Origin of the sequence: Streptomyces sp. NPDC001292, assembly GCF_042896465.1 — a bacterium.
GTDB lineage: Bacteria > Actinomycetota > Actinomycetes > Streptomycetales > Streptomycetaceae > Streptomyces.
Genome location: NZ_JBIAXG010000033.1, coordinates 38,462 through 52,376, shown reverse-complemented (window position 1 = coordinate 52,376; position 13,915 = coordinate 38,462). Strand labels below are relative to the sequence as shown.

The following is a 13,915-nucleotide window of genomic DNA, read 5'->3' as shown; positions in this document are numbered from 1 at the left end:
CTCGCGGCATCGGTGGGCGTGATGGCTCAGTCACGCTCCCGAACACAACCCCCACCGCCGAAGGGGTGGCCGTAGCGCCCCGCAGGCGACATCACAAGAGGAGGCGCGGTATGCGCTTCAGACACAGAGCCGCGGCCGGGTTCGCGACCCTGCTGCTCCCGCTGGCCGGGCTCGTCGGCCTCGCGGGCTCCGCCCAGGCCGCAACGTCGGCCACCGCCACCTACGCCAAGACCCAGGACTGGGGCTCCGGCTTCGAGGGCAAGTGGACGGTGACCAACTCCGGGACCACGACGATCAGTGCGTGGACGATCGAGTGGGACTTCCCCTCCGGTACGTCCGTCACCTCCGCCTGGGACGCGGACGTGACCAGCTCCGGCACCCACTGGACCGCCAAGAACAAGTCCTACAACGGCACCCTCGCCCCGGGCGCCTCCGTCTCCTTCGGCTTCAACGGCGCCGGCTCCGGATCCCCGAGCAACTGCAAGCTCAACGGGGGCAGTTGTGACGGCGGCAGCACGGTACCCGGCGACAACCCGCCCTCCGCGCCGGGCGCCCCGACCGCCTCGAACATCACCGACACCTCGGTGAAGCTCACCTGGAGCGCGGCCACCGACGACAAGGGCGTCAAGAACTACGACGTACTGCGCGACGGCAGGACGGTCGCGACCGTGACGACGACCTCGTACACGGACACCGGACTGACCGCCGGCACCGACTACTCCTACAGCGTCCAGGCCCGCGACACCGCCGACCAGACCGGCCCGGTCAGCGGCTCGGTCGCCGTGCGCACCACCGGCGGAGGCGGCGGAACTCCCCCGCCCGGCAACAAGGTCCGGCTCGGCTACTTCACCGAGTGGGGCATCTACGGCCGTAACTACAACGTCAAGAACATCGTGACGTCCGGCTCCGCATCGAAGATCACGCACATCAACTACGCCTTCGGCAACGTCACCGGCGGCAAGTGCGCGATCGGCGACTCCTACGCCGACTACGACAAGGCGTTCACCGCCGACCAGTCGGTCAGCGGCGTCGCCGACACCTGGGACCAGCCGCTGCGCGGCAACTTCAACCAGCTGCGCCAGCTGAAGGCCAAGTACCCGAACATCAAGGTGCTGTGGTCCTTCGGCGGCTGGACCTGGTCCGGCGGCTTCGCGGACGCGGCCAAGAACCCGACGGCCTTCGCCCAGTCCTGCTACGACCTGGTGAAGGACTCCCGCTGGGCCGATGTGTTCGACGGCATCGACATCGACTGGGAGTACCCGAACGCCTGCGGCCTGACCTGTGACACCAGCGGGCCGGCGGCCTTCAAGAACCTGGCGGCCGCGCTGCGGGCGAAGTTCGGCAACAACGCCCTGGTCACGGCGGCCGTCTCCGCCGACGGCTCCTCCGGCGGCAAGGTCGACGCCGCCGACTACGGCGGGGCGGCGCAGTACCTCGACTGGTACAACGTGATGACGTACGACTTCTTCGGCGCCTGGGACGCGAAGGGCCCCACCGCCCCGCACTCCCCGCTCACCTCCTACAACGGCATCCCGCAGGCCGGCTTCACCACGGCCGACGCGATCGCCAAGTACAAGGCCAAGGGCGTACCGGCGAGCAAGCTGCTCATCGGCATCGGCCTCTACGGCCGCGGCTGGACCGGGGTCACCCAGGACGCCCCCGGCGGCACGGCCACGGGCCCGGCGTCGGGTACGTACGAGCAGGGCATCGAGGACTACAAGGTGCTCAAGACGTCCTGCCCGGCCACCGGCACCATCGCGGGCACGGCCTACGCGAAGTGCGGCAGCAACTGGTGGTCCTACGACACCCCGGCCACCATCGGCACGAAGATGTCCTGGGCGAAGACGCAGGGCCTCGGCGGCGCCTTCTTCTGGGAGTTCAGCGGTGACACCAGCAACGGCGAACTGGTGAACGCCATCAACAGCGGTCTGTCGTAAGGGCCCACCGGCCCGAGACCGGAAGAGCTCCCCCGGACCACGTCCGGGGGAGCTCTTCCGTTGCTGTGCCACGGCCGTCGCTACGCCACATTCACTCGTTGTCCGGGCGGCGCCGCCTCCAGCCAGGCGAGGAAGCCGGTCAACGCGTCCTCGCTCATCGCGAGTTCCAGGCGGGTACCGCGGTGCAGGCAGGTGAGGACGACCGCGTCGGAGAGCAGGGCGAGTTCCTCCTCGCCCTCGGGCAGGCGGCGGCCGGCCACCTCGATGGACGCACGCTCCAGGGTGCGGCGGGGGCGGGGGGCGTAGGAGAAGACACGGAACCACTCGACGCGGTCGCCGTTGTAGCGGGCGACGCCGTAGCTCCAGCCCTTGCCGCTGGTGTCGGTCTTCTCCGGCACGTCCCAGCGCAGGCTGCAGTCGAAGGTGCCGCCGGAGCGCTGGATGAGCCTGCGGCGCAGACCGAAGACGAACAGTCCCACCACCACGAGCAAGACCGCCAGCCCGCACACAGTCAGAGCGAGGACCATCGACACCGACCTCCTCGTCTCCTAGGTAACGGAACGGAAAAAACACCCACATTCACCTCAGCCGCGGCCGGTACCGGATTGCTCCGGTACCGGCCGCGGCTGAGTGACGTCATCACACGGCTGGCTGGTTCAGCTCGCTGTCGCCGCGCGCAGTCGGACCTCCGCGCGGCGCTCGGCATGAGCGTCGCCCTCCGCCTTCGCGCGTTCGAGCTCCCGCTCGGTGCGCTGGACGTCGATCTCGTCCGAGAGTTCGGCGATCTCCGCCAGCAGCGACAGCTTGTTGTCCGCGAACGAGATGAAACCGCCGTGCACCGCGGCTACGACCGTCGCACCTTCACTCGTACGGATGGTCACCGGGCCCGACTCCAGCACACCGAGCAGCGGCTGGTGACCGGGCATGACGCCGATGTCGCCGGACGTGGTGCGCGCGACGACCAGGGTGGCCTCGCCGGACCAGACCTGGCGGTCGGCGGCGACCAGCTCGACGTGCAGCTCAGCAGCCAAGAGTGGCTCCTCGGGTCACCACCCGGCGGGACTGCCGGGTGTTGGGGTCAATTCTAAGGGGCGTGGGAGAGGGGGCGGGACGCACCCGCCCCCTCAGGTGAGCTGGATGCTCAGGAGACGCCCAGCTCCTTCGCGTTCTTCTTCAGGTCCTCGATACCACCGCACATGAAGAACGCCTGCTCGGGGAAGTGGTCGTACTCGCCGTCGCAGATCGCGTTGAACGCCGCGATCGACTCGTCCAGCGGCACGTCCGAGCCGTCCACACCGGTGAACTGCTTGGCGACGTGGGTGTTCTGGGACAGGAAGCGCTCCACGCGACGGGCACGGTGGACGACGAGCTTGTCCTCCTCGCCGAGCTCGTCGATACCGAGGATCGCGATGATGTCCTGGAGGTCCTTGTACTTCTGCAGGATGTTCTTCACGCGCATGGCCGCGTTGTAGTGGTCCTGCGCGATGTAGCGCGGGTCCAGGATCCGGGACGTGGAGTCCAGCGGGTCCACGGCCGGGTAGATGCCCTTCTCCGAGATCGGACGGGAGAGGACCGTCGTCGCGTCGAGGTGGGCGAAGGTGGTGGCCGGAGCCGGGTCGGTCAGGTCGTCCGCGGGGACGTAGATCGCCTGCATCGAGGTGATCGAGTGACCACGGGTCGAGGTGATGCGCTCCTGGAGCAGACCCATCTCGTCGGCCAGGTTCGGCTGGTAACCCACCGCGGACGGCATACGGCCGAGCAGCGTGGAGACCTCGGAACCGGCCTGGGTGAAGCGGAAGATGTTGTCGATGAAGAACAGCACGTCCTGCTTCTGGACGTCACGGAAGTACTCGGCCATGGTCAGGCCGGCCAGCGCGACGCGCAGACGGGTGCCCGGGGGCTCGTCCATCTGACCGAAGACCAGCGCGGTCTTGTCGATGACGCCCGACTCGCTCATCTCGTCGATGAGGTCGTTGCCCTCACGGGTGCGCTCGCCGACACCGGCGAACACGGAGACACCGTCGTGGTTGTTGGCGACACGGTAGATCATCTCCTGGATGAGCACCGTCTTGCCGACGCCGGCGCCGCCGAACAGACCGATCTTGCCGCCCTTGACGTACGGGGTCAGCAGGTCGATGACCTTGACGCCGGTCTCGAACATCTCGGTCTTCGACTCGAGCTCGTCGAAGTTCGGCGCCTTGCGGTGGATCGGCCAGCGCTCGCCGTCGTACTCGGCGTCGACGTTCAGCACCTCACCGAGGGTGTTGAACACCTTGCCCTTGGTGAAGTCGCCGACCGGGACCGAGATCGCCGAGCCGGTGTCCGTCACCGGGGACTGGCGGACCAGGCCGTCGGTGGGCTGCATGGAGATCGTGCGGACCAGGCCGTCACCCAGGTGCTGGGCGACCTCCAGGGTCAGCGTCTTCTGCTCGCCCTCGTTCGCCGGGTCGGCGACCTTGACGTGAAGGGCGTTATTGATGTCCGGCATCGCGTCGACGGGGAACTCCACGTCGACGACCGGGCCGATGACCCGCGCGACGCGGCCCGCCGCCGTGGCCGTCTCAACAGTGGTGGTCATTACTTGTCACTCCCCGCGGTCGCGTCGGCCAGGGCGCTCGCGCCACCGACGATCTCGCTGATTTCCTGGGTGATTTCGGCCTGGCGGGCCGCGTTGGCAAGCCGGGAGAGCGTGTCGATCAGCTCGCCCGCGTTGTCGGTGGCCGACTTCATCGCGCGCCGGGTGGCGGCGTGCTTCGAAGCGGCCGACTGGAGCAGCGCGTTGTAGATACGGCTCTCCACATAGCGCGGCAGCAGCGCGTCGAGGACGTCCTCCGCCGAGGGCTCGAAGTCGTACAGCGGAAGGATCTCGCCCTTCGGCGCGGCCTCTGCCGAGACCTCGTCGAGGCGCAGCGGCAGCAGCCGGGCGTCGGTCGCCGTCTGCGTCATCATCGAGACGAACTCCGTGTAGACGATGTGGAGTTCGTCCACGCCGCCGTTCGCGGTGTCCTTCTGGATGGCCTCGATCAGCGGGGCCGCCACCGTCTTGGCGTCCGCGTACGAGGGCTCGTCGGTGAAGCCGGTCCACGACTCCGTGATCTTGCGCTCACGGAAGTTGTAGTGGGCCACGCCGCGCCGGCCGACGATGTAGGCGTCGACCTGCTTGCCCTCGCGCTCGAGGCGCTCGGTCAGCTGCTCCGCCGCCTTGATGGCGTTGGAGTTGAAGGCGCCGGCCAGACCGCGGTCGCTCGTCAGGAGCAGCATCGCGGCGCGGGTCGGGTTCTCCGCCTCCGTGGTCAGCGGGTGCTTGGTGTTGGACCCGGTTCCGACCGCCGTGACCGCGCGGGTCAGTTCCTGCGCGTACGGCGTGGAGGCCGACACCTTGCGCATCGCCTTGACGACGCGCGAGGCGGCGATCATCTCCATCGCCTTGGTGATCTTCTTGGTCGCGGTGACGGATCGGATGCGACGCTTGTAGACCCGGAGCTGGGCTCCCATGAGTCAGGTCCCTTCCTTACGTCACTTGGCGGCAGCGGCCGGGGTGTCCTCGCCGAGCAGCTTGCCGTCGCCCGTCTCGAACTGCTTCTTGAACTCGGCGATCGCCTCGGCCACGGCCTGGAGCGTGTCGTCGGACATCTTGCCGCCCTCCTTGATGGAGGTCATGAGGCCCTGCTCCTTGCGGTGCAGGTACTCCAGGAGCTCCTTCTCGAAGCGGCGGATGTCGGCGACCGGCACGTCGTCCATCTTGCCGGTGGTGCCGGCCCACACGGAGACGACCTGGTCCTCGGTAGCCATCGGCTGGTACTGGTCCTGCTTCAGCAGCTCGACCATGCGCTGACCGCGCTCCAGCTGGGACTTCGAGGCGGCGTCCAGGTCGGAACCGAAGGCGGCGAACGCCTCCAGCTCACGGAACTGGGCCAGGTCCACGCGCAGACGGCCGGAGACCTGCTTCATCGCCTTGTGCTGCGCGGAACCACCGACTCGGGAGACGGAGATACCGACGTTCAGCGCGGGGCGCTGACCGGCGTTGAACAGGTCCGACTCCAGGAAGCACTGGCCGTCGGTGATGGAGATGACGTTGGTCGGGATGAACGCCGAGACGTCGTTGGCCTTGGTCTCGACGATCGGCAGACCGGTCATCGAGCCCTTGCCCATGTCGTCGGACAGCTTCGCGCAGCGCTCCAGCAGCCGGGAGTGCAGGTAGAAGACGTCGCCCGGGTAGGCCTCACGGCCCGGCGGACGGCGCAGCAGCAGCGACACGGCACGGTAGGCGTCGGCCTGCTTCGACAGGTCGTCGAAGATGATCAGGACGTGCTTGCCCTGGTACATCCAGTGCTGACCGATGGCGGAACCGGTGTACGGCGCCAGGTACTTGAAGCCGGCCGGGTCGGACGCCGGGGCGGCCACGATGGTCGTGTACTCCAGCGCGCCGTTCTCCTCCAGCGAGCGCCGGACCGACGCGATGGTGGAGCCCTTCTGGCCGATGGCGACGTAGATGCAGCGGACCTGCTTGTTCGGGTCGCCGGTGCGCCAGTTGTCGCGCTGGTTGATGATCGTGTCGACGGCCAGGGCGGTCTTGCCGGTCTGGCGGTCGCCGATGATCAGCTGACGCTGACCGCGGCCGATCGGGGTCATGGCGTCGACGGCCTTGTAGCCGGTCTCCATCGGCTCGTGCACCGACTTGCGCTGCATGACCGTGGGGGCCTGCAGTTCGAGGGCGCGGCGGCCCTCGGTCTCGATCTCGCCGAGGCCGTCGATCGGGTTGCCGAGCGGGTCCACCACGCGGCCGAGGTAGCCCTCGCCCACGGCGACGGACAGGACCTCACCGGTGCGCTGCACCGGCTGGCCCTCCTCGATGCCGCTGAACTCACCGAGGACGATGGCACCGATCTCGCGCTCCTCGAGGTTGAGGGCGAGGCCGAGGGTGCCGTCCTCGAACTTCAGCAGTTCGTTGGCCATGGCCGAGGGAAGGCCCTCGACCTTCGCGATGCCGTCGCCGGCAAGGGTGACCGTACCGACCTCCTCGCGCGAGGCCGCGTCCGGCTTGTACGACTGGACGAAGTTCTCCAGCGCGTCCCGGATCTCCTCCGGCCGGATCGTGAGCTCCGCCATCTGGGTTCCCTGCTCTCCTTGTTGGGCCCGAAGTTTCACTTGGGGGTATTGCGAGTCCCGGACTCCCCCCAATAAGAGGTGAATCCTCTGCACGGCCCAACCAGGGCCGTCGTGTACGTCTTGCGTGTTGAGTTGCTGCTAGCTCGCCATGCGGCGGGCGGCGTCCTCGAGCCGGTCCGCGAGGGAGCCGTTGATGACCTCGTCGCCGACCTGCACCCGCATCCCGCCGAGGACGTCGGGGTCCACGTCGAGGTTGAGGTGCATCTGACGGCCGTAGAGCTTCGCGAGGGCCGCGCCGAGGCGCTGCCTCTGCGTGTCGCTCAGCGGGACCGCCGAGGTGACGACGGCGACCATGCGGTTGCGACGGTCGGCGGCGAGCTTGGTCAGGGACTCCAGTCCCGCTTCCAGGCTACGTCCCCGCGGCGCGGTCACAAGGCGCGTCACCAGACGCTCGGTGGTCGCGGCCGCGCGGCCGCCGAGCAGCCGGCGCAGCAGCTCCTTCTTGGCCGAGGCGGTCGCGGCGCGGTCGGTCAGGGCCGCGCGCAGCCCGGTGTTCGAGGAGACGATCCGGCCGAAGCGGAACAGTTCGTCCTCGACGCTGTCGAGCGTGCCACCCCGCTGCGCCGCGGTGAGGTCGGCGACGTCCGCCAGCTCCTCCAGCGTGTCGACCAGGTCGCGGGGCTGCGACCAGCGGGAACGCACCATGCCGGACACCAGGTCGACGGCCGTGCCGCCGACCTGCCCGCCGAGCAGGCGCTGCACCAGCGTGGCCTTGGCCTCACCGGACTGCGCCGGGTCGGTCAGGACCCGACGCAGGCCGACCTCGCGGTGGAGCAGCGCGGTGACGGCCGCCAGCTCGTCGGCGAGCCGGCCGGCGTCCACGGAGGTGGAGTCGGTCAGCGCGTCCAGACGCTCACGTGCGGCGGTCAGTGCCTCACGGCTGGCTCCGTGCATGGTCATCGAGTCGCCTCGGCCTTCTCCTCGAGTTCGTCGAGGAAGCGGTCGATCACACGGCTCTGCCGGGCGTGGTCCTCGAGGGACTCGCCGACGAGCTTGCCGGCCAGCTCGGTGGCCAGCGTGCCGACGTCCTGCCGGAGCGCGGACGCGGCGGACTTGCGGTCGGCCTCGATCTGGGCGTGGCCGGCGGCGATGATCTCCTCGCGCTGACGCTGGCCCTCGGCCCGCATCTCCGCGATGAGCGTGGCGCCCTGCTCCTGCGCCTCCTGGCGCAGGCGCGCGGCCTCGTGCCGGGCCTCGGCGAGCTGAGCCTTGTACTGCTCAAGGACGCTCTGGGCCTCGGTCTGCGCGGCCTCGGCCTTCTCGATACCGCCCTCGATGGCCTCGCGGCGCTCCTCCAGAACCTTGTTGATGTTCGGGAGGAGCTTCTTGGCGAGGAAACCGAAGACGATGACGAAGGCGAGCAGGCCGATGACGAGCTCGGGAATCGGCGGAACGAGGGGGTTCTCCTTGCCCTCGGTCGCCAGAATGAGCAGCTGGCTCATGTCATTGCCTTTCGTCTAGGGAGCTTTCGCTGATCGGCGAATCAGGTGCCGTAGACGAACGGCATGACCAGACCGATCAGGGCCAGCGCCTCACAGAAGGCGAAGCCGAGGATCTGGTTGGCGCGGATCAGGCCGGCGGCCTCGGGCTGGCGGGCCAGGGCCTGGGTGCCGTTGCCGAAGATGATGCCGACGCCGACGCCGGGGCCGATGGCAGCGAGGCCGTAACCGATGGAGCCGAGCGAGCCGGAAACAGCGGCAAGGGTCTGGGACATGCCAGTTCTTCCTTTTCTTTACGGACCGGTGGGGGTTGGCCACCGGACGATCAGGGGGTTGCTCCGCGGGGCGCTCAGTGGTGCTCTGCGAGCGCGCCCTGGATGTACGTGCACGTAAGGAGGACGAAGACGTACGCCTGCAGTGCCTGGATGAAGAGCTCGAAGGCCGTCATCACGATCGTCATGATGAAGCTGACGCCCGCGTAGGCGATGCCGACGCCGTTGAGCAGGTACCAGCTGGCGATGGTGAAGAGCAGCAGCAGCGTGTGGCCCGCGAACATGTTCGCGAACAGTCGCACCGCGTGGGTGAAGGGCCGCACCAGCAGGTTCGAGAAGAACTCGATCGTCATGGCCAGCGGCAGCACCGGGCCCAGCGACTTGTCGTAGCCCGTCACGTTCTTGAAGAAGCCCACGAAGCCGTGACGCTTGAAGGTCAGCGAGACCCACAGGACGTAGACGATCACGGCGAGCACCATCGGGTACGCGATGATCGAGGTCACCGGGAACTGGGCGACCGGGATGATCGACCAGAGGTTCATCATCCAGATGAAGAAGAACAGGGAGACGACGAGCGGGACGTACTTCTCGCCTTCCTTCTTGCCGATCGTCTCGTAGACGACCCCGCGCCGGATGAAGTCGTAGCCCGCCTCGGCGACCATCTGGAGCTTGCCCGGCACGACCTTCGGCTTGCGGAAGGCGGCCCAGAAGAAGCCGATGACGATGACGGAGCCGAGCAGCGCCAGCAACATCGGCTTGTTGAAGTACAGGTTGCTGTCCGCGTTGCCCCAGAGGGGCTCGAACAGGAACGAGTGCAGGCCCGGAGCGGGGAAGCCACAGCCGGCGAAGATGTGGCAGTCGGTCTCGAAGGCGAGCACCTGCGTCGGGTCAGCACTCACCGCGGGCTCCTTCAGCGTGGCGCATAGGTACGGCAACCTCGTTGTGTCGGCGCGGCGTGCGGCCGCGGTTCGGCACGGGACTGGTGTTACGGATGTGGGGGCGGCAGTGGGGCATCTCGCCTCGCGATCGAACAGGCGTCAGCTGTGATGCCCGCGCCCGCGATGCCGCAGTTGGCACCGGACGATAGCAGGATCTCTCATGCGTCTTTATCCCGGCCCTACCGCTCACGACGAGCGCTCCGTCTTTTCGGACTTCTCGGCGGCCGTGGACGGGGCCGAGTCGGGCTCGACGTAGAGGATCTTGGACTTCATGTGGGCCCGCGTCTGCGCCGCGGTCCAAGTCAGTGTGGCGGCGAGCAGGGTGAAGGCGAAGGACTTGGGGTTGAACAGCGTGGTGTGCTTGAACGCGGCCAGGAAGACGAACAGCAGCAGGATCTGGGCCGCGTAGAGCATCAGGCCCATCGCCTGGAAGAGATGCGGAAGCGACTTGGCCGTGCGCTGCAGGACGTAGAGGCCGAGCCCCATGAACAGGATCACGACCAAGGTCGCGACGACCGCGCCGATCGCCCCTTTGCCACCGGCGACCACGCCACTGACGACGGCGGCGACCGCACCGACGGCGGCTGTGGGCACAGCGGCCTCGGCCAGGATCCGGGCGTCATTCGACGGCATCGCGGCAACTCCGCATTCACAGGGGGCAGGGCGTCGTCATGGACGAGCGTAGTCCCGGTGCCGAGGGGAGAAACCTCGGCCCACCAGGACCTTCTCACTGTGGCCCTTCGGCTCTCCGGGATACTCGTGAACGGTATCACAAACTATTTGATGAGGTCTTTACCTCCAAGGTGTGCTGACCCTCACACGTGAGAGTACAGCTGCACTTCCGTGCAAAATCCAGGCCTATTCGCCCGATATTGGGGAGATTTGTCACGCCACGGGTTGGCAACGTCTTAGTCAGATTCTTACCTTGGCCGTCAGCGCGACGTTCCCGCTTTCCGCCCGTCCAGAACGCGCGAACGGGCTCCGACGGCGGTCGCTCCGTTGACACCGGCCGCACCGGCACGGACCGGCACGGCCGCGGCCACGGGCGTCTCCCCCGGCACAGGGCTCTCCGCGGTCGCGGAAGCCCCGACGGTCTCCTCCTTCGGCGCGGACGCAGTGGACGCGGGCGTGGAGGCGTCCCAGGCCCTGGTCCCGCGACGGCGGCGGTAGCGCGGCGGCACGAACTGCTCGGCCCAGCGCGGGGCACGCGGGGTGAAACGCGGCAGCAGGAGCAGCACAAGGCCGATGAAGCTGAGGACCACGATGCCCAGCACGATCCACATGGAGGCGGACTTGACCGAGTAGGCGAGCGCGCCGAAGCCGATCAGTGCCGCCCAGAAGTACATGATCAGCACGGCCCGGCTGTGCGAGTGGCCGATCTCCAGCAGGCGGTGGTGCAGATGGCCGCGGTCGGCGGCGAACGGCGACTTGCCGTGCCAGGTGCGCCGCACGATGGCCAGGACCAGGTCGGCGGCCGGGATGGCGATGATCGTCAGCGGCATCAGCAGCGGGATGTAGACCGGCACCATCTGGTGCACGGCGTTGCGCTCTGAGCCGGAGAACAGCTTCATCACGTCCGGGTCGACCTGCCCGGTCACCGAGATCGCGCCGGCCGCCAGCACCAGGCCGATGAGCATGGACCCCGAGTCGCCCATGAAGATCCGCGCGGGATGCATGTTGTGCGGCAGGAAGCCCAGGCACATGCCCATGAGGACGGCCGCGAAGAGGGTCGCGGGGGCGGCGGCCTCGATGCCGTACGAGTACCAGATCCGGTAGGCGTACATGAAGAACGCGGCAGCCGCGATGCACACCATGCCGGAGGCCAGACCGTCGAGGCCGTCGACGAAGTTGACCGCGTTGATGGTGATGACGACCAGCGCCACCGTGAGCAGGGTGCCCTGCCACTGGGTGAGCGCGACCGTGCCGACGCCGGGCACGGGCAGCCACAGGATCGTCAGACCCTGCATCACCATGACACCGGCCGCGATCATCTGGCCGCCCAGCTTGATCAGGGCGTCGATCTCGAACTTGTCGTCCAGGACGCCGATCAGCCAGATCAGGGCGGCGCCGGAGAGCAGCGCGCGCGGCTCGTTCGACTTCTCGAAGACCTCGTTGAGGTTGGTGAGGTGATCGGCGACCAGCAGGCCCGCGCACAGGCCGAAGAACATCGCGATCCCGCCGAGCCGGGGGGTGGGCTCCCGGTGCACGTCACGTGCCCGGATCTCCGGCATCGCCCCCGCGACGATCGCGAACTTGCGCACCGGCCCTGTCAGCAGATACGTCACCGCGGCCGTGATGCAGAGCGTCAGCAGGTATTCACGCACGGGCTTCCCCACAGGTCTCGCTGGCCTTCTCAGCCCCACACCCTAGCGACGCAGGCATATGTATGTGGACTTCCGGGTAGCGACGATGGTTGCACGTGTGGCTGTGTACGGTTTTGTACGACCGTTCTGCTACCCCGTCTCAGCCGGGATACGGCGGAAACCGGCCGGTGAGTTCGCGCACGTCCTCACGCGCGCTCGCCCCGTCGACCTCGCCGCGCAGCACCTTGCCGAACAGGACGGCTATCCACTCCATCTCCTGCTGGCCCATGCCCTGGGTGGTCACCGCGGCGGTGCCCAGGCGCAGCCCGCGGGCGTCGGCGTGCGGCAGCGCGCAGCAGTCGAGGACGATACCGGCGGCGGCCAGCCGTCCGCGCGCGGTGCGCCCCTCGATGCCGAGCGGCGCCGGGTCGGCGGTGATCAGGTGGGTGTCCGTGCCGCCGGTGGTGACGGCAAGGCCCTCCGCGGCCAGCCGGGCAGCGAGCACCCGCGCGTTCGCGACGACCTGGTGGGCGTAGGCGGCGAAGGCCGGGGTCGCGGCCTCGCCGAACGCCACGGCCTTCGCGGCGATGGTGTGCATCTGGGCGCCGCCCTGGGTGAAGGGGAAGACGGCGCGGTCGACGCGCTCGGCCAGCTCGCCGCCGCACAGGAGCATTCCGCCGCGCGGCCCGCGCAGCACCTTGTGGGTGGTGGCGCACACCACGTCGGCGTACGGCACGGGGCTGGGCGCCGCCTTGCCGGCGACGAGCCCGATGGGGTGGGCCGCGTCCGCGATCAGATGGGCGCCGACCTCGTCGGCGACCGTGCGGAAGAAGGCGTAGTCGATGTGGCGCGGGTAGGCGATGGAGCCGCACACGATCGCCTTGGGCCGGTGGGTGTGGGCGAGTGTGCGCACCTGCTGGTGGTCGATGAGTCCGGTCTCGGCGTCGACGCCGTAGCCGACGAAGTCGAACCAGCGGCCGGAGAAGTTCGCGGGCGAGCCGTGCGTGAGGTGCCCGCCGTATGGCAGGCCGAGGGCGAGCACGGTGTCGCCGGGCCGCAACAGCGCCGCGTAGGCGGCGAGCACCGCGGACGAGCCCGAGTGGGCCTGCACATTGGCGTGTTCGGCGCCGAACAGGGCCTTCGCCCGCGCCACGGCAAGGCGTTCCGCGACGTCGACGATCTCGCAGCCGCCGTGGTGCCGGGCGCCCGGATAGCCCTCGGCGTACTTGTTCGCCAGTGCCGAGCCGAGCGTGGCGAGCACCGCCGGCGAGGTGAAGTTCTCCGCCGCGATCAACTGGAGCGTCGTCGACTGCCGGTCGAGCTCCCCGAGCAGGACGTCGGCCAGTTCCGGGTCCTGCCGGCGCAGAAGATCGGCCTCGAGAACGGGGATGACCGACATGTCGCGCTCCGGACGGTCGACGTTGGCGTACGTCCAATGTAGGCCCACCCACCCCACCCCGCGCGCCCCCTTACGCCGTCACGGCTACCCCTCACGGGCCCCGCTGCTCACCCCCCACGCAGCCCCGACGGGCGTGCCCCGAGGCCAGGAAGAGCGGCGGGCGGCGACGGGACCCCAGTACGCCCCCCGGCCACCCCTCTGGACACGTCCCCGCGGCCCCGGCGAGCGGGCCGCGCAGACCGCGACGCGCCAGGGCGCCCACGGACCGGTACATCCCCCGGCCGCCCCCTCCGGACGTCCACGCGCCCCCGACAGGCGGGCCGCGCAGACCCCGACGAGCTCCGAGGCGCCCACGGACCGGAACATCCCCCGGCCGCCCCCTCCGGACGTCCACGCGCCCCCGACAGGCGGGCCGCGCAGACCCCGACGAGCTCCGAGGCGCCCACGGACCGGAACAT

13 protein-coding genes are annotated in these 13,915 nt (G+C 68.8%); 1 reads left to right on the top strand and 12 read right to left on the bottom strand.

What is annotated here, in order from left to right:
• Positions 1-110 precede the first annotated feature (110 nt).
• Positions 111-1,937 (top strand): glycosyl hydrolase family 18 protein, encoded by a 1,827-nt coding sequence (locus ACFY4A_RS29315; protein ID WP_390832347.1) that lies wholly within the window; start codon positions 111-113, stop codon positions 1,935-1,937.
• Positions 1,938-2,017: 80 nt separating this feature from the next.
• Here ACFY4A_RS29315 and ACFY4A_RS29310 read toward each other — a convergent pair whose 3' ends face one another.
• From ACFY4A_RS29310 to glyA, 12 genes are all read right to left on the bottom strand, one after another.
• Positions 2,018-2,464 (bottom strand): DUF2550 domain-containing protein, encoded by a 447-nt coding sequence (locus ACFY4A_RS29310; protein WP_390832346.1) that lies wholly within the window; start codon positions 2,462-2,464, stop codon positions 2,018-2,020.
• A gap of 129 nt (positions 2,465-2,593) precedes the next feature.
• Complete coding sequence (locus ACFY4A_RS29305; protein WP_376548624.1) at positions 2,594-2,968, bottom strand: F0F1 ATP synthase subunit epsilon; 375 nt, start codon at positions 2,966-2,968, stop codon at positions 2,594-2,596.
• 110 nt (positions 2,969-3,078) lie between these two features.
• Complete coding sequence (atpD, locus tag ACFY4A_RS29300) at positions 3,079-4,515, bottom strand: F0F1 ATP synthase subunit beta (protein WP_390832345.1); 1,437 nt, start codon at positions 4,513-4,515, stop codon at positions 3,079-3,081.
• On the bottom strand, positions 4,515-5,432 hold the full coding sequence (locus ACFY4A_RS29295) for a F0F1 ATP synthase subunit gamma (protein ID WP_390832344.1): 918 nt from the start codon (positions 5,430-5,432) through the stop codon (positions 4,515-4,517). Before ACFY4A_RS29295 ends, atpD begins: the two co-directional genes overlap by 1 nt.
• 21 nt (positions 5,433-5,453) lie before the next feature.
• On the bottom strand, positions 5,454-7,046 hold the full coding sequence (gene atpA / locus ACFY4A_RS29290; RefSeq protein WP_390832343.1) for a F0F1 ATP synthase subunit alpha: 1,593 nt from the start codon (positions 7,044-7,046) through the stop codon (positions 5,454-5,456).
• Between the two features lie 138 nt (positions 7,047-7,184).
• Positions 7,185-8,000, bottom strand: a complete 816-nt coding sequence (locus tag ACFY4A_RS29285) for a F0F1 ATP synthase subunit delta (protein ID WP_390832398.1) — start codon at positions 7,998-8,000, stop codon at positions 7,185-7,187.
• Between the two features lie 2 nt (positions 8,001-8,002).
• Positions 8,003-8,548 (bottom strand): F0F1 ATP synthase subunit B, encoded by a 546-nt coding sequence (locus ACFY4A_RS29280; RefSeq protein ID WP_390832342.1) that lies wholly within the window; start codon positions 8,546-8,548, stop codon positions 8,003-8,005.
• A gap of 41 nt (positions 8,549-8,589) precedes the next feature.
• On the bottom strand, positions 8,590-8,820 hold the full coding sequence (gene atpE, locus ACFY4A_RS29275) for an ATP synthase F0 subunit C (RefSeq protein WP_028804225.1): 231 nt from the start codon (positions 8,818-8,820) through the stop codon (positions 8,590-8,592).
• 74 nt (positions 8,821-8,894) lie between these two features.
• Positions 8,895-9,716, bottom strand: a complete 822-nt coding sequence (atpB, locus tag ACFY4A_RS29270; RefSeq protein WP_390832341.1) for a F0F1 ATP synthase subunit A — start codon at positions 9,714-9,716, stop codon at positions 8,895-8,897.
• A gap of 225 nt (positions 9,717-9,941) precedes the next feature.
• Complete coding sequence (locus tag ACFY4A_RS29265) at positions 9,942-10,388, bottom strand: hypothetical protein (RefSeq protein WP_390832340.1); 447 nt, start codon at positions 10,386-10,388, stop codon at positions 9,942-9,944.
• 299 nt (positions 10,389-10,687) lie between these two features.
• A complete protein-coding gene (locus ACFY4A_RS29260; RefSeq protein WP_390832339.1) occupies positions 10,688-12,079 on the bottom strand; it encodes an MraY family glycosyltransferase in 1,392 nt (463 codons plus the stop codon).
• 139 nt (positions 12,080-12,218) lie between these two features.
• The gene (glyA, locus tag ACFY4A_RS29255; RefSeq protein ID WP_390832397.1) at positions 12,219-13,457 is read right to left on the bottom strand and encodes a serine hydroxymethyltransferase; all 1,239 of its coding nucleotides are present in this window, start codon (positions 13,455-13,457) and stop codon (positions 12,219-12,221) included.
• Positions 13,458-13,915: the final 458 nt, after the last annotated feature.